Here is a 16213-nt window from a genome sequence, read left to right on the forward strand (position 1 = left end):
GGAAATATTCTTCCTTCTTTGTGATAATGCTTGTTAAGCTTTATTGAAAAAAGATGAAATGTTATTTTTGCTGTTGTAGCCAATCACTAATAAATTTAGCAATAGCTTCTGGCGAATTAATATCTAGCAGTGGGAGGGATGTGTCTAAATCACTATCACTAGCTAGTGCAATCACATGTTCATCCAGTAACTCATTAACACTTCGCTCATTGATATGGCGGTAAAGTGCAATTTTAGGGATAGCCTCTGTTTTGAAACCTTCCACTAAAATCATATCGAGTTTACTTGCATCAAAACGAGAAGCGAGATAGTACAAATCCAGCTCAGCTAAATCAGGGGTTTCGGTCATTAATGCCCAACGTTGTTGACTAGCGACTAATGTTTGTTCGGCTCCGGCTTTTCTAAGTTCATAGCTGTCTTTGCCTGGTTTATCGACATCCATATCATGATGGGTATGTTTTATCATACCAACCCGAATATTTCTGTTACGCAACAAAGGAATAAGTTTTTTTAGTAAGGTTGTTTTACCTGTACCACTCCAAGCGGTGATCCCTAACAGCGGTAACTGATTTTGTGTCATCTTATGAGCTCCTATTTTGCTATGTGATTGGCGTTTGCTATATCTTCAGGTGTGTTTAAATTAATAAAGGCTGTGGCCTGATTAGCAAATAAAACCGGTTTAGCGGCGATTTGGCGCATAAATAGCATTAATTTACGGTCACCTTGAGCGAGATAAGCCTCAAGTGTTGGAATAAGACAACGATTTAACAGTGCCAGTGTTGGATGCTCTCGCTGCCCATCGTCGGCATAGACGGCTAAGGCATCCCCTTTGTGACGATAGAGCGTTTCAACCAAGTTGCTAGGAAAATAGGGGACATCACAAGGAACAAACACAACCCAAGGGGTTTGAGCTTGTTTTAATAATGCCAGCATTCCAGCTAAAGGACCGGAAAAATCACTGGTTTCATCGGTGATAACAGGATACTGGCTTTGGCGATAGCGTTCCAGATTACGGTTTGCACTAATCAGAATAGAGGCAACCTGTGGTGATAACTTTTGGGCAATATGGAGGTATAAAGGTAGCCCATGTAAGAGTTGAAGCCCTTTATCAGCGCCTCCCATTCTAGTAGCTTGGCCACCGGCGAGTATACCGCCTGTGATATTCTGGTTTTTCATAGTCAATATTTGTGAATGAGTTTGCGAAAAATTGCGAACAATACTTATCAAGTAAAGACGATATAGTAATAGAAAGCACGAACTTATTCTGGTTACATGTAAAGCAACAGCAATTTTTTTAAAAAAGCGTAATATTTACGCAGATTGACAGAGGTTGTCTTTTTCTCTTAGAGAATACTTGGTACTTTGTTGTTATTTTAATAATAAGGATTTTTTGTATGAAATGTCACCGTCTTAATGAAGTGATGGAATTATTGCACCCAGTATGGGAAGAGCATTCTGATTTAAACTTAGTTCAATTATTACAGAAACTGGCGGATGAAGCAGGTTTTAAAGGTCAACTTGCTGATCTAACTGATGATATTTTGATCTATCATCTAAAAATGCGCAATACCGCACCCACAGATGTTATTCCTGGGCTGAAGAAAGATTATGAAGAAGATTTCAAAACAGCTATTTTACGTGCTCGCGGTGTGATTAAAGATTAATTTCAGGATAGGACATGGCCATATCTGCCTCATTTAATTTTCAAGGATTGTCTCCCGATAGTATTTGGGATGCGCTAATTAATATTGGGTTTTATCCTGATTCAGGGCTGACGGAATTAAACAGCTACGAAAATCGTGTTTTTCAGTTTATGGATGAGCACAAACAACGTTATGTGGTGAAATTTTATCGTCCTCAACGTTGGAGCTATTCACAAATAAAAGAAGAACATGAATTTGTTTTAGCGCTAAAAGAGGCACAGGTTTCTGTCGCAGCGCCTATCGAGGTAAAAGGCGAAACAGTTCATCTTTCTAATGAAGGGTTTTATTTTGCATTATTCCCAAGTATTGGGGGAAGAGCATATGAAACTGATAATCTATTTCAGCTTGAAGAGGTGGGGCGGACATTAGGACGTATTCACCAAATAGGTAGAAAAAAGAGCTATCAATATCGGCCGACACTGTCTGTTGCGGACTATTTGGTCGCGCCAAAATTAGAATTTGAACAAAGTGATTTAGTTCCAACGCAATTAAAATCTCAATTTATTGATGCTATTGATAAAATTATTCATGAAGTGAGTCCTAAATTATCAGACTCAACATGGAAAAAATTACGACTACATGGGGATTGTCATCCCGGCAATATATTGTGGCGTGATGAAGTCGTTATGGTTGATTTTGATGATTCTCGTATGGGAAGTGCAATTCAAGATTTTTGGATGTTATTAAGTGGCTCAAAGCAAGATCAGCTTATACAGCTAGATACATTGCTTGAGTCTTATAATGAATATCAAGATTTTGATGTGAGAGAACTATCATTAATTGAACCTCTACGTGCGATGAGAATGGTGCATTATATCGCATGGGTATTAAAGCGCTGGAAGGATCCTGCTTTTCCAAGAACCTTTGTTTGGTTTCAAGAGCAAGACTTTTGGTTTAAACAACTCGCTTTATTTAAAGGGCAAGTGGAGCAATTAAATGAGCCACCTTTACAACTTAGCCCAATGTATTAATTTTTAGGAGATAATACGAAATGAAAAAAATTTGGCTGGCGTTAGCAAGTATGGTGTTAGCATTTGGTGTTTCAGCTGCCGATATTTCTGAAGGTAAGCAGTATACAAACCTTTCTAAGCCTGTTGCAGGTGCTCCACAAGTGGTTGAATTTTTCTCTTTTTATTGCCCTCATTGCTATCAGTTTTCTGAAGTGTATAAGGTCAATAGCACAGTTGAAAAAAATGTACCAGAAAACACCAAAATGGCTCGTTACCACGTTGACTTCTTAGGGCCGTTAGGTAAAGAGATGACCCGTGCATGGGCGGTTGCTATTGCATTAGGTGTTGAAGACCAAGTCTCTCCAGCCTTATTTAAAGGAATACAAGAAACACAATCTATTCGCTCTGTTGATGATATTCGCACTACCTTTATTAATGCAGGGGTAAAAGCGGAAGATTATGATGCAGCAATTAATAGTTTTGTGGTTAACTCATTGGTAAGCCAACAACAAAATGCGGTAACTGATTTCCAAATTAATGGTGTACCGGCAATGGTTATTGATGGTAAATATAAAATGAAAAATGATGGCATTAGTGCTAAATCACCAGAAGAGTATGCAAAAGCTTATTCTGATGTCGTCAATCAATTACTGATGAAAAAATAATTGATCAATTATTGCTAATTGATAGATAAGTAGAAATAGCTACCAATGTTAGATAAAAATGGCACCCACTGTTTGTGAGTGCCATTTTTTTATTCTTCATATTTCCTTCATAATATAACTATCCACATTAATTGATGTATATCTAATTAATTCAATATAATTAGTAATGCATCGTAAGTCATTGATTTTTTAATTATGTTAATAAAGTGAAAATAGACTTAATCACTTAATATAGATAGGGTTACAAAAATACTCACAGAGTTATCCACAGGATATTCATGAATAACACAAACAATGTAATGTCAGGGAAATAGTCTGTAATATTACTGTAAATCAATATTAACGAACTGACTCTTTTGGTTCCTTGTTTATGGTTGTGTTGCGCTAATTTTTTTAGGTAAAGAAGCAATAACTTGTTATATTTTAGTTTATTATTTTTCGCTGCTAAGTGTAATTGCTTAGTGTTTGGAAATGTTAATATAGTTAACCTCTTAGAATAATGAAGAATGTAGATTTTATGTTAATAATGATTATTTATCATTTAATTTAACTGCTTTATTCTCCCATTTTGCTTATTTGACAATATTCTTTTACTTATGCTAGAACTGGTAATAGTTATATTTATTATCCAATATAAAAAATTCATTCTTATATATTGGATAAATAACAGTAGGAGGCGTGATGCAAAACGAAACAGATCCTGAAAATCTTACTTTACTCGATGAATCTACCTCAACAAGCCTTGTTCCTTATCGTGGAATTAGATTAGCGAATAACCCAATAAATAAATTAATGAGGAAAATTAAACAGAAACTCGCCACGCTAAATGAAATTAATATTGTCACATTAGTCAGTTGGATTGCAACAGTCACTGCCTGTGGTATGTATGTCTCTTATATTCCACAAATAATGGACAATCTTAATGGCATTAAAACTAGCCCATTTCAGCCTTTTGTTGCAGCCATAAACTGTTTATTATGGACTTATTATGGCGTGAAAAGTAAAGAATATCCCGTTGCGATTGCTAATGCTCCCGGTATTCTATTTGGTACTATTGCTTGCCTTACTGCAATTATTTAATTAATTAACTATACCGTATTTTATTAAAAATAATATAGAGAATATAAATAACCATATATTATTGAGGTGTTTCTATATTATTTTTAGTCATTATTTTGTATAAAAACGAATAATATTTATCGTCTTTTTATTAAGATAAAATTGATCTGCTTGATTTATTCGAATCAATGATTGTCGGTGACTAACCGATAATTATATCTGTCTATCGTGATAAGAAGTTTGTCAATAATCTCAGGTAATATTCGTCTATTGCGTTGCAATGTGGCATTCTAGTCATATCAATGAACCTCAGAACAATGATGAACAGATTATGGTCCAGATAGCAGAAAACCCCTTTATCCTTGTAGATGGCTCTTCATACCTTTATCGTGCCTATCATGCTTTTCCTCCGCTAACTAATAGCAAAGGTGAACCCACAGGGGCGATGTATGGTGTGTTAAACATGCTACGCAGCCTAATAATTCAGTATAAGCCTAGTCATGTGGCGGTTGTGTTTGATGCTAAAGGCAAAACATTCCGTGATGAGTTGTATGAGGAATATAAATCTAATCGCCCACCAATGCCAGATGATCTGCGTGAGCAGATTGAGCCTTTGCATGAAATGGTTCAAGCTATGGGCTTACCGTTACTTTCTATTACTGGCGTCGAAGCTGATGATGTGATTGGCACATTGGCATTAAAAGCAGCCAGTGATGGTCGTAATGTGTTAATCAGTACCGGTGATAAAGATATGGCACAGCTAGTTACGCCCAATATCACACTTATCAACACGATGACGAATGTTATTTTAGGCCCCGATGAAGTTAAAGAAAAATATGGGGTGCCACCGGAGTTGATTATCGACTTTCTCGCCCTGATGGGTGACTCATCAGATAATATTCCCGGTGTTCCGGGGGTGGGTGAAAAAACAGCATTAGGGCTATTGCAAGGACTTGGTAGCTTAGAGGATATTTATCAACAGCTTGATAAAATAGCCACATTGAGTTTCCGAGGTGCGAAAACACTTGGCGCTAAAATGGTTGAACATGAGAAAGTTGCCAAACTTTCTTATCAATTAGCGACAATTAAAACAGATGTAGCGCTTGATAAAACCTTTGATGACTTAGTGGTTAATGAACCTAATTTAGATAAGTTACTTGAAATGTTTACGCGTTATGAATTTAAACGCTGGATAAGTGACTTACAAAATGGTGGTTGGTTAGCTCAACGCAGTAGCCGTAAAGCGCCAGTCCCCTATAGTGCAGAAGTCGCAACACCCAAAGAGCAGCCAGCTGCAGACAATTTTCCGGTTATCTCTCAAGAGAACTATGAGTCTATATTGACTCATGAAAGCTTAATGCGCTGGGTTGAGGTACTGAAAAAAGCGCCCGCCTTTGCTTTTGATACTGAAACAGATAGCTTGAATAATATTGATGCACGTTTAATCGGTCTGTCATTTGCGGTAGAGCCTGGCAAGGCCGCTTATATTCCATTGCGTCATGATTATCTAGATGCACCAGAGCAATTACCTGTTGATGAGGTACTAACTGCTTTAAAACCGATTTTAGAAGATAAAACCATCTTAAAAATTGGGCAAAACCTGAAATTCGACCGCGGCATTATGGAAAATGAAGGCATCGAATTAAACGGTATTTATTTTGATACCATGTTGGAGTCTTATGTCTTAAATAGTGTGAGTAGCCGCCATGATATGGATACCTTAGCGGAAAAGCATTTAAATCATAAAACGACGACATTTGAAGAGATTGCTGGTAAAGGTAAGGGGCAACTTACCTTTAATCAGATTGAGGTTGAACAAGCGACCTTATATGCAGCGGAAGATGCTGATATTACCTTGTTACTGCATCAAGCGCTTTATCCTCAAATAGAGGCGATTGCACCGCTAAAACACGTTTATCACGATATTGAGATGCCATTAGTCCCTGTGCTTTCACGCATGGAGCGTAAGGGCGTATTGATTGACGCACAAGTGCTTGCCATGCAATCCCAAGAAATCACTCAACGTTTAGCTGAGATTGAAAAAGAGACATTCGCGTTAGCAGGGCAAGAATTTAATCTCTCTTCACCTAAGCAATTACAAGAGATTTTATTTGAAAAACTCAATCTTCCTATTATCAAGAAAACGCCAAAAGGTGCCCCTTCAACAAATGAAGAAGTGTTAGAAGCGTTAGCGCATCGTCATGAGTTACCTCGTTTAATTTTAGAACATCGTGGATTGGCAAAATTAAAATCGACTTATACGGATAAATTGCCGTTGATGGTCAATAGTAAAACTAAGCGGGTGCATACTTCATATCATCAGGCGGTGACTGCGACAGGACGTTTATCTTCTCGTGATCCTAATCTGCAAAATATTCCAGTAAGAAATGAAGAGGGGCGTCGTATTCGCCAAGCGTTTATTGCCCGTGATGGTTTTAAAATAGTTGCTGCCGACTATTCTCAAATCGAATTACGTATTATGGCGCATTTATCGCAAGATAAAGGTTTGCTTGATGCTTTTGCTCAAGGGAAAGATATTCACCGAGCTACTGCATCTGAAGTGTTTGGTATACCTTTAGACGAAGTCACCTCTGAACAACGTCGTAGTGCGAAAGCGATCAACTTTGGTCTTATTTATGGTATGAGCGCATTTGGTTTATCACAGCAGATTGGTGTTGAACGAAAAGAAGCACAGCGATATATGGATCTCTATTTTGAACGTTATCCAGGGGTATTAGATTATATGGAGCGTACCCGTAAACAAGCGTCACAGCAAGGCTATGTGGAAACGCTAGATGGACGCCGTTTATATCTGCCAGAGATTAATTCTAAAAATGCGATCCGACGTAAAGCATCAGAGCGTGAAGCGATTAACGCACCTATGCAGGGAACAGCAGCCGATATCATTAAAAAAGCAATGATTGCGGTGGATAATTGGATCTGTCATGAATGCCCTGATGATGTACATATGATTATGCAGGTACACGATGAATTAGTGTTTGAGGTACGAGAGTCATATTTAGAAAAAGCAAATGCGATGATCCATAAGCTCATGGAAAGTAGCATGGAGCTTGCTATTCCACTGAAGGTCGAAGTCGGAGTCGGTAATAACTGGGATGAAGCCCATTAATGACGAGATAACACTTTGTTTATAATAGATATCAGTATGGTTTTTTAACTGATGAATTTAAGCGGGATAGCTATAAGGTTTTCCCGCTTTGCTATATTTAAAGCTAGGGAAGGGGAACAATAGGAATTGTGGGGGGATAAAAAATAAAAAGCCCAGTTGTTTGACTGAGCTTACACTATAAAAGTCATTAGTATTAACAATATCAAAAGTTAAATACATTCCATTAAGCAACTTGGGTGCTATTGAGTTTGCTTAATTTTTTCTGTTTTTTCTCGATACGTTGACGTTTTAACGGCGATAAATGGTCTATAAATAGTTTACCATTGAGGTGATCTAGCTCATGTTGAATACAGCCAGCAAAGAGATCGGCTGCTTCTAGCTCGATTTCATCACCATTTCTATCTAGTGCTTTGACTTTTAAGTAGCGAAAGCGTTGTGTGGGAGCAAAAGAGTCTGGGATAGAAAGACAACCATCCATCATATCCATTATTTCATCTTCAGTACTGATAATTTCTGGGTTAATAAGAACAATGGGTTGATCTCTATTTTCAGAAACATCAATAACGACAATACGTTTAGAGACATTAACCTGAGGAGCCGCTAAGCCAATTCCTCTTTCTGCGTACATGGTTTCAATCATGTCATCGATTAATGTGCGTATTTCGTCATCTACTTTTTCCACAGGTGTAGCAACTTTGCGTAGTCGCTCATCAGGAAAATGCAGTAGCGTTAATACAGCCATGAATACCTCATTTTATCGCTAATTTACAAATTTATTACGGTCTCGCGATAAGCCTATCACAAAATTAGTCTGTATAAACCGCACATTTTGTGTGATTTGTTTTATTTTTAAGCACTTTTTACAGGTGATTTAGATCTCATAAATATGTAATTAAACTACATTTATTGAGCGTTTGAATACATAAACATCAAGCTGAATCGTGTTTGCATGTGAAAAAAAATTACAAAAGGGCTTTTATTAGCCAAAAAAATAGAGTACATTATCTCTTGTAGGGTACAGAGGTAAGATGTTCTATCTTTCAGACCTTTTACTTCACGTAATCGGATTTAGCTGAATATTAGCTGCCCCAGTCGACTTTATTTCGACTGGGGCATTTTTTTATCTAAAATTTGCACGAGTGATTAATGCTAAGAATGGAAGGGGAAGCCATATTTTCCCCTAATAAAGCGGATAGTGAGTTAAGCTTCTGTCTCTGGTTCGTTAGTATCAGTAAACCACTCATTTAACGTATTACGTAATTTATCAATGCCTATTTTTTTCAAAGAAGAAAAACATTCAACACGTATATCACCTGATTTTTCTGACAGTGCATTTTGTACCGCCATTAACTGCTTTTTACGTGCCCCTGATGCTAATTTATCCGCTTTAGTGAGCAAGACGAGAGTCGGAAGCTCTGAATCCACCGCCCAATCAATCATCTGCATATCGAGATCTTTTAATGGATGACGGATATCCATTAAAATAACAACTCCTTTTAAGCACTCTCTTTTTTGCAGGTATTCACCTAAAGAGCGTTGCCATTTGCGTTTCATCTCTTCGGGGACTTGAGCATATCCGTAGCCAGGTAAATCGACTAAACGTCGTCCTTCCTCAATTTGAAACAGATTGATAAGTTGAGTACGACCGGGTGTTTTACTGGTTCTTGCCAATCCATTTTGTTGCGTTAGTGCATTTAACGCACTGGATTTACCCGCATTAGAACGACCCGCAAAGGCAATTTCAATTCCTGTATCTGGTGGTAAATGGCGGATATCAGGTGCACTGATAATGAAATGTGCTTTTTGGTAATTAAATTGGGTCATTATGGTATAAGCCTCTCTGAAATAATGCGCTTCCTCATGCATACTAAGATGAGTTTTGCATAGAGAATCGAAAATCGATTAATTAACTATTCCCTCTATTTTGGCGTAATTTAGCGACTTATAACAGTAATTAAACATGAAAATTTACCCTGTTATGATGTAAATGCGTTTATTGTGCGTAAATAAAGGTAAATGATTGGCACTATTTGCCCCAGCGAATTAAAATCGCTGCATATTAAGTAAGTTGTAGACTATTAAAGTAAAGGATCCCTGCATGTTAAAACGTTTTTTTGTCACTCTCGTTACCGCTTGCACCTTGACAACAACAAGCCTTGCAATGGCTGCAACGGGAGAGACCTTTGTTAAATTAGTCACATCTGAAGGCAATATTGAACTGTCACTGGATAATAAAAAAGCCCCTATCACAACGAAAAATTTTATTCAGTATGTCGAAGATGGTTACTATAACGGGACCACTTTTCATCGAGTGATCCCCGGATTTATGATCCAAGGTGGGGGATTTACGGCAGATTTGCAACAAAAGCAGACACGAGAGCCGATTAAGAATGAGGCTGATAATGGCTTACGTAACTTAAAAGGCACCATTGCAATGGCTCGTACATCAGATAAAGACAGTGCCACAAGCCAATTCTTTATTAATGTTGCTGATAATGCCTTTTTAGATCATGGTCAACGTGATTTTGGTTATGCGGTGTTTGGTAAAGTAGTGAAAGGCATGGATGTTGTCGATAAAATTTCACAAGTGCAAACCCGCAATATTGGTCCTTACCAAAATGTACCCGTTAAAACCGTGACGATTTTATCCGCTGAGGTGGTTAAAGAATAATGGGTGATTAGGTTAGACACTTCTCTAGCCTAAGTCAGTCAATGAACAGATATCCAGAATGCGTTCTCACATTCTGGATATTGTCGATCAAAAAAATTATTTCTGATCTTTGTTTTTGACATATGATCTTCTAGTACCGCGCTTGTTTGCTTTATTTATCTCTTAATTGATGAATAATCACCGTCATTATTGTTATTGCGCAATAAATCAACAGCTTTTCTTACTTACTATTTATATTTTACACCTGTGCTATGATAATCGGCTTCGTTGTATCCAGGTCGGTTGAATAACGAGCTATTTTGTCAGGGATATAACGGTTTCAAAATAGCATTAAAACAGATAATGATAATAAAATCAGTCGGATAAGCTAATATGCTGTTACTTATTGATAATTACGACTCGTTTACCTACAACCTTTACCAGTATTTTTGTGAACTGGGGGCGGAGGTTGTTGTTAAACGTAATGATGAGATTGGGCTTAAAGAGATAGAAAAGATGATGCCATCACATCTTGTTATCTCTCCGGGACCTTGCACGCCAGATGAAGCAGGGATCTCTCTTGAGGCGATACAGCGATTTGCCGGGGAAATACCTATTTTAGGTGTTTGCCTTGGTCATCAGGCGATTGGGCAAGCTTTTGGTGCATCCGTTATCAGAGCCCGTGAAGTGATGCATGGCAAAAATTCATTAATACACCATAATCAGCAAGGGGTGTTTAAAGGGCTTAATCGACCTTTAAGCGTTACCCGTTATCACTCTTTAGTGATTGATGCGACAACCTTGCCTGTCCCTTTTGAGGTTACAGCATGGAGCCAACATGACGGGAATGTTGATGAAATTATGGGGATACGTCATCGTACTTTACCCATTGAAGGTGTGCAATTTCATCCTGAAAGTATTCTGAGTGAACAAGGGCATGAGTTATTAAATAATTTTCTTAAATATTAATTGGATAATGAAAATTTAACGTCATTATCCACTTTTATATCAAACCTTATTTGATTTTTTATTCATATTTAGTGATTATATTTTCATTGTATAGCTAAATGTCGGTCAGGTGGGGTAATGATAAATCAACGTATTAATCGGGCAACTTACGATCAGGTAATGTTGCCAATTTATTCACCAGCAGATTTTATTCCTGTTAAAGGGCAAGGTAGCCGTGTTTGGGATCAACAGGGAAAATCCTATATTGATTTTGCTGGTGGTATTGCTGTTCTAGCGCTTGGGCATGCGCATCCACTATTGAATAAAGCACTGCAAGAGCAAAGTGAGAAGCTTTGGCATGTAAGTAATGTGTTTACTAATGAGCCGGCATTATGTTTAGCTCAGAAATTAATCCAACATACTTTTGCTGAGCGTGTCTTTTTTGCCAATTCTGGGGCAGAAGCTAATGAAGCCGCACTTAAATTAGCACGACATTACGCTATTACCCGTCATAATCCTTATAAAACGAAGATAATTGCCTTCCACCACGCCTTTCATGGTAGAACATTTTTTACAGTCTCTGTTGGGGGACAACCTAAATATGCGGATGGTTTTGGTCCTAAACCTGCGGATATTATACATGTCCCTTTTAACTCTCTTGATGCTGTAAAAGCCGTGATTGACTCTCATACTTGTGCCGTAATACTGGAGCCTATCCAAGGTGAGGGCGGAGTGACACCGGCGACAGCGGAGTTTATGCATGGCTTACGTACACTATGTGATAAGCATCAAGCGCTATTAATTCTTGATGAAGTACAAACGGGTATGGGGCGAACCGGTAAACTATTTGCTTATATGCACTATGATATACAGCCCGATATTATTACCAGTGCCAAAGCATTAGGTAGTGGTTTTCCTCTCAGTGCGATGTTAACCACCGAGGATATCGCTTCGGTAATGGGGGTAGGAACACATGGTACGACTTATGGGGGGAACCCATTAGCCTGTGCAGTAGGCAATGCTGCTTTTGATTTAATCAACACTCAGGCGGTATTAGAAGGTGTCAGTGAGCGTCATCGTTGGATAGTGGATGAATTGCAGGCAATAAACCAAACTTATGCTGTATTTTCCCAAATTCGTGGACAAGGCTTATTAATTGGCGCGCAGTTAGCACCACTGTATGCAGGTAAAGCAAAAGAGTTACTTGCACTGGCCTCTAAGCATGGCTTAATGATGTTAAATGCCGGGGCTGATGTAATACGCTTTACACCAGCGTTGATTATTACCCTCGAAGAGTTACAAGAGGGCATGAATGCGTTACGAAAAGCGCTTGATGAGTTTGTAAAAGCAGAGTGAATTCAAATGTAAAACCCCATCATTGCGATGGGGTTTCATACAAAATAATCACTGTCCATCAGTTAAATGGGCTGTTTTCAATGCAACTTAACGAGTACCGTAAACAACGATAGTTTTACCGTGTGCTGAAATGAGGTTTTGATCTTCCAGCATTTTTAAAATACGGCCTACAGTTTCACGTGAACAACCTACAATTTGACCGATTTCCTGACGTGTAATTTTAATTTGCATGCCATCAGGATGCGTCATTGCATCAGGTTGTTTAGCTAAATTTAATAAAGTTTGTGCAATACGACCTGTTACATCAAGGAAAGCAAGGTTACCTACTTTTTCTGATGTGGTTTGTAATCTATTCGCCATTTGAGCGGAAAGGCGCATCAGAATGTCAGGATTGACCTGAATTAATTGGCGGAATTTTTTATAGGAAATTTCTGCTACTTCACAGGCTGTTTTTGCTCTAACCCATGCACTACGTTCTTGATCTTCTTCAAATAATCCAAGTTCACCGATGAAGTCACCTTGGTTTAGGTAGGAAAGGATCATCTCTTTTCCTTCTTCATCTTTAATAAGAACAGCCACGGAACCTTTAACAATATAATAAAGTGTTTCCGCTTTTTCACCTTGGTGGATCAGCGTGCTCTTGGATGGATATTTGTGAATATGGCAGTGTGACAAAAACCATTCAAGAGTCGGGTCTGTTTGCGGCTTGCCGAGAACCATTCGCGTTATCCTCTGTACGTTAATGCAGCCTTTCAAAACGGATTGACACCCTTTTGATACAGCGTGCTTAAAATCCTATCTTTACCGATTAACTTCCTGAGAATTCGGAAAGTTAATAAGGAATAGATTATAATAAATGAGAAAATAATGCATTGATCTTAACCACTATCATCAAGCAGATATTGTTTTTAACACAGTTAACGCATTAAGTCTCGTTTTACGCAGTCAGCATAATAAACCTATTTGCTAATTGCTAGTTGAATTATGAGAATGTACTCTTTTAGTCTCAGTTGTATTTAGGGGAAAAATAAAATGGAAGCACGTGTTAAATGGGTTGAAGATTTATCTTTTGTTGGCGAATCATCTTCCGGCCATCAAGTTATGATGGATGGTAATTCAGGTGATAAAGCGCCTAGTCCGATGGAAATGGTATTAATTGCTGCGGGTGGTTGTAGTGCTATTGATGTGGTGAGTATCTTACGTAAAGGTCGCCACCAAGTCACTGATTGTGAAGTGAAATTAACATCAAAACGTCGTGAAGAGGCACCTCGTTTATTTACTGATATTAATTTACATTTCATTGTTTCCGGTAAAGCGTTGACAGATAAAATTGTTGAGCGAGCTGTACAATTATCAGCAGAAAAATATTGCTCTGTTTCTTTAATGTTAGGAAAAGCGGCCAATATTACGCACTCTTTTGAAATTAAAGATCCTGAATAAATTTGATATTTTAAAATAAATTTTAATATATAAAATAATATCCCTAAAATACGGGGATATTATTTTCGTCAAAAATAACATATCTATTTTAGCTAATTTTTTCACCATTCAATAATTTCTTCACCAGTGGTGCCATGATTAATTCCATCGCTAAGCCTAATTTCCCTCCTGGAACAACAATAGTATTGATAGTCGACATAAATGAACCATGCAACATTGCCAATAGATAGGGGAAATCGATATCGGTTAAGCCACGAAAGCGAATAACAATAAAACTTTCATCCAGTGTTGGAATAGCTTTAGCTGAGAAAGGATTAGAGGTATCCACCGTAGGAACGCGTTGGAAATTGATATGAGTACGAGAAAACTGTGGAATGATGTAACTGATATAATCATCCATCGAACGTACCACAGAATCTCTCACCGCTTCTTGAGAGTGCCCGCGCTCTGTGGTGTCTCTAATTAATTTTTGTATCCATTCAAGGTTAACAATAGGCACAACACCGACTAATAGGTCAACGTGTTGAGCGACATTATGTTGATCGGTAACGACTCCACCATGCAATCCCTCATAAAATAAAATATCTGTTTTTTCTGGCAATGCTTCCCAAGGTGTAAATGTCCCGGGTAATTGGTTATAAGGGGTTGCTTCATCATAAGAATGAAGATATTTGCGAAATTGCCCTTGCCCTGTTTGGCTATAGTGACTTAGGGTTGAACTTAATAAATTAAAGTCATTGGCTTCAGGGCCAAAATAGCTGATATGCCGTCCTTGCTCTTTCGCTTTTCTAATGGCCATATCCATTTCAGGGCGTGTATAACGGTGAAAACTATCCCCTTCAATAGAGGCTGCATGGGCGTTGAGTTGCTGAAATATTTTACGAAAAGCTTGGCTGGTTGTAGTAGTACCTGCACCACTTGAACCAGTAACAGCAATAATAGGGTGTTTGATTGACATATCATGTTCCTTTTCAAAATAAGGGTTATACCTTATTGTTAAATGTGATGTGATAGTGCCAACTTAGGTAAGATCAATCAGGGCGAAACTGTGCAGCTGGCATAATGTTGACGCTTTCATGAAGCTCAGACCACACTAACACGGCCTCACCCGAGACGAGTTGTTTTTTTACGTCGGCAACTTTTTGTTCAAGCGTTTTCTCTTGCATACCATAATCAGTCCCTTCTCGTAAAACGAAACTTTCAATCAAGTTATCTAGCGTTTCGGTTGATAGTTCTTGCCAAGGGATGATCATTTTACTTTCTCCAAATAGGTTGATAGCCAGTCGGGGATACGTTTTTCAAGCCACATTACAGGCTTAGAGAGTTTTCCACTAACAAAACCTACATGCCCACCAAATTCTGTTAATTGGTATTCAATATTTTTGGGTAATGTTGTGATATCAGGTATCACTTCTGTAGACATAAAGGGATCATCTTTGGCGTGAATGATAAGTGTATTTTTTTTGATCTGATTGAGTAAAGGGAGAGCGCTACATTGACGATAATAATCAAGGGCGTCTTTGAAACCGTGAATTTTTGCCGTGATCAGATCATCAAATTGACGTAACTTTTTAATGGATTTAATGGTTAATAGACTAATAGGTAACGATTGGGGATAGCGGATCAATTTGCGAGTCGCATTGCGTTTTAACCCTTTCAGTAAATACCATTGATAGAAGCGCGAAAATCCTCGCTCTATTTTGGTTGAGCAAGGTTCTAACATCAAAGGTGCGGACACTATAACAGCGGCATCTAATACCGCATTTTCACCACTTTCGGCAAGATAATAGGCCAGCATATTGCCTCCTAAAGAGTAACCTACCGCTGCGGTTGGTTGTTCGCCAAATTGCTCTTTTAACCAATTCAGAAAATAGCGGGCATCTTCTGTTTCACCAGAATGATAAATGCGTTTTTGCCGATTGGGTTCGCCACTGCAGCCTCGAAAATGCATGACAACACCTAGCCATCCTCGCGCTTTCGCCGCGGCTAGCATGCCGTGAACATAAGGGCTATTAAAGTTACCTTCCAAACCATGAAAGATAACTAAACGGGGCTTATGTTGCGCTGTTTTGGGTTCTTCACTCCATGCTAAGTCGACAAAATCATTATCAGGCAAATTAAGCCGTTGCCAATAAGGCGTTAATAGCGGCGTTCTTCGCACTATTCGAGGCAAAAGTGTCTGTAAATGGGGATTCTTAGCCCAAGGTATTGGATCAAAATATTGAGACATAGTTCCGTTTATTAAAATGAATTAATGCTTGTTTGCTAAATAACATACTGCTATTTTCGGTGAAAATAAAACATCTGTCACA

At 38.2% G+C, this 16213-nt stretch carries 18 protein-coding genes; 10 read left to right on the top strand and 8 right to left on the bottom strand.

Translation table 11 applies throughout. From position 1 onward, the window contains the following. Nucleotides 1-61 precede the first annotated feature (61 nt). On the bottom strand, nucleotides 62-580 hold the full coding sequence (mobB, locus tag AACQ49_RS02660; protein WP_049221038.1) for a molybdopterin-guanine dinucleotide biosynthesis protein MobB: 519 nt from the start codon (nucleotides 578-580) through the stop codon (nucleotides 62-64). Between the two features lie 11 nt (nucleotides 581-591). Beyond that, nucleotides 592-1176, bottom strand: coding sequence for a molybdenum cofactor guanylyltransferase MobA (gene mobA / locus AACQ49_RS02665; protein WP_049257554.1), 585 nt, complete (start codon nucleotides 1174-1176; stop codon nucleotides 592-594). 218 nt (nucleotides 1177-1394) lie between these two features. Here mobA and AACQ49_RS02670 point away from each other — a divergent pair, with 218 nt between their 5' ends. The 5 genes from AACQ49_RS02670 to polA all read left to right on the top strand — a co-directional run bounded on the left by AACQ49_RS02670 (nucleotide 1395) and on the right by polA (nucleotide 7507). Beyond that, nucleotides 1395-1664: a YihD family protein gene (locus AACQ49_RS02670; RefSeq protein ID WP_004246861.1), complete on the top strand. Its 270-nt coding sequence runs from the start codon at nucleotides 1395-1397 to the stop codon at nucleotides 1662-1664. 14 nt (nucleotides 1665-1678) lie between these two features. Then, on the top strand, nucleotides 1679-2674 hold the full coding sequence (locus tag AACQ49_RS02675) for a serine/threonine protein kinase (RefSeq protein WP_004246862.1): 996 nt from the start codon (nucleotides 1679-1681) through the stop codon (nucleotides 2672-2674). A 20-nt stretch (nucleotides 2675-2694) separates the two neighbouring features. Continuing rightward, a complete protein-coding gene (gene dsbA, locus AACQ49_RS02680) occupies nucleotides 2695-3318 on the top strand; it encodes a thiol:disulfide interchange protein DsbA (RefSeq protein ID WP_004246863.1) in 624 nt (207 codons plus the stop codon). Nucleotides 3319-3999: 681 nt separating this feature from the next. After that, nucleotides 4000-4398: a SemiSWEET family transporter gene (locus AACQ49_RS02685; RefSeq protein ID WP_004246864.1), complete on the top strand. Its 399-nt coding sequence runs from the start codon at nucleotides 4000-4002 to the stop codon at nucleotides 4396-4398. Nucleotides 4399-4708: 310 nt separating this feature from the next. Then, nucleotides 4709-7507: a DNA polymerase I gene (gene polA, locus AACQ49_RS02690; protein WP_161778881.1), complete on the top strand. Its 2799-nt coding sequence runs from the start codon at nucleotides 4709-4711 to the stop codon at nucleotides 7505-7507. Between the two features lie 223 nt (nucleotides 7508-7730). On the opposite strand, the gene def is transcribed toward polA, so the two are convergent. Further along, nucleotides 7731-8249 carry a peptide deformylase gene (def, locus tag AACQ49_RS02695; protein WP_020946372.1) on the bottom strand — a complete coding sequence of 173 codons (519 nt, stop codon included), beginning with the start codon at nucleotides 8247-8249 and terminating at the stop codon, nucleotides 7731-7733. 286 nt (nucleotides 8250-8535) lie between these two features. On the opposite strand from def, the gene AACQ49_RS18415 reads away from it, so the two are divergent. Continuing rightward, a complete protein-coding gene (locus AACQ49_RS18415) occupies nucleotides 8536-8583 on the top strand; it encodes a hypothetical protein (protein ID WP_438361642.1) in 48 nt (15 codons plus the stop codon). Between the two features lie 124 nt (nucleotides 8584-8707). On the opposite strand, the gene yihA is transcribed toward AACQ49_RS18415, so the two are convergent. Then, nucleotides 8708-9331: a ribosome biogenesis GTP-binding protein YihA/YsxC gene (yihA, locus tag AACQ49_RS02700; RefSeq protein WP_004249106.1), complete on the bottom strand. Its 624-nt coding sequence runs from the start codon at nucleotides 9329-9331 to the stop codon at nucleotides 8708-8710. A 274-nt stretch (nucleotides 9332-9605) separates the two neighbouring features. Between yihA and ppiA the strand changes: the two genes are divergently transcribed. The 3 genes from ppiA (at nucleotide 9606) to AACQ49_RS02715 (ending at nucleotide 12461) form a co-directional block, all read left to right on the top strand. Then, a complete protein-coding gene (ppiA, locus tag AACQ49_RS02705) occupies nucleotides 9606-10178 on the top strand; it encodes a peptidylprolyl isomerase A (protein WP_004246869.1) in 573 nt (190 codons plus the stop codon). A gap of 372 nt (nucleotides 10179-10550) precedes the next feature. After that, nucleotides 10551-11126 carry an aminodeoxychorismate synthase component II gene (locus tag AACQ49_RS02710; protein ID WP_004246870.1) on the top strand — a complete coding sequence of 192 codons (576 nt, stop codon included), beginning with the start codon at nucleotides 10551-10553 and terminating at the stop codon, nucleotides 11124-11126. A 117-nt stretch (nucleotides 11127-11243) separates the two neighbouring features. Then, the gene (locus tag AACQ49_RS02715; protein WP_004249107.1) at nucleotides 11244-12461 is read left to right on the top strand and encodes an aspartate aminotransferase family protein; all 1218 of its coding nucleotides are present in this window, start codon (nucleotides 11244-11246) and stop codon (nucleotides 12459-12461) included. Nucleotides 12462-12548: 87 nt separating this feature from the next. Here AACQ49_RS02715 and crp read toward each other — a convergent pair whose 3' ends face one another. Continuing rightward, entirely contained in the window at nucleotides 12549-13181 is a 633-nt protein-coding gene (crp, locus tag AACQ49_RS02720; RefSeq protein WP_004246872.1) for a cAMP-activated global transcriptional regulator CRP, read from the bottom strand. Between the two features lie 312 nt (nucleotides 13182-13493). On the opposite strand from crp, the gene AACQ49_RS02725 reads away from it, so the two are divergent. Beyond that, nucleotides 13494-13901 (top strand): OsmC family protein, encoded by a 408-nt coding sequence (locus AACQ49_RS02725; RefSeq protein WP_004246873.1) that lies wholly within the window; start codon nucleotides 13494-13496, stop codon nucleotides 13899-13901. Between the two features lie 88 nt (nucleotides 13902-13989). On the opposite strand, the gene AACQ49_RS02730 is transcribed toward AACQ49_RS02725, so the two are convergent. The 3 genes from AACQ49_RS02730 to AACQ49_RS02740 form a co-directional block, all read right to left on the bottom strand. Then, nucleotides 13990-14859, bottom strand: a complete 870-nt coding sequence (locus AACQ49_RS02730; RefSeq protein WP_004246875.1) for a phosphoribulokinase — start codon at nucleotides 14857-14859, stop codon at nucleotides 13990-13992. 73 nt (nucleotides 14860-14932) lie between these two features. Next, nucleotides 14933-15154 (bottom strand): YheU family protein, encoded by a 222-nt coding sequence (locus AACQ49_RS02735; RefSeq protein ID WP_004246876.1) that lies wholly within the window; start codon nucleotides 15152-15154, stop codon nucleotides 14933-14935. After that, nucleotides 15151-16131: a hydrolase gene (locus AACQ49_RS02740; RefSeq protein WP_004246877.1), complete on the bottom strand. Its 981-nt coding sequence runs from the start codon at nucleotides 16129-16131 to the stop codon at nucleotides 15151-15153. The genes AACQ49_RS02735 and AACQ49_RS02740 overlap by 4 nt, the downstream gene beginning before the upstream one ends. Nucleotides 16132-16213 lie beyond the last annotated feature (82 nt).

Origin of the sequence: Proteus sp. G2675 (genome assembly GCF_963886535.1) — a bacterium.
In the GTDB taxonomy this organism is placed as follows: domain Bacteria; phylum Pseudomonadota; class Gammaproteobacteria; order Enterobacterales; family Enterobacteriaceae; genus Proteus; species Proteus mirabilis.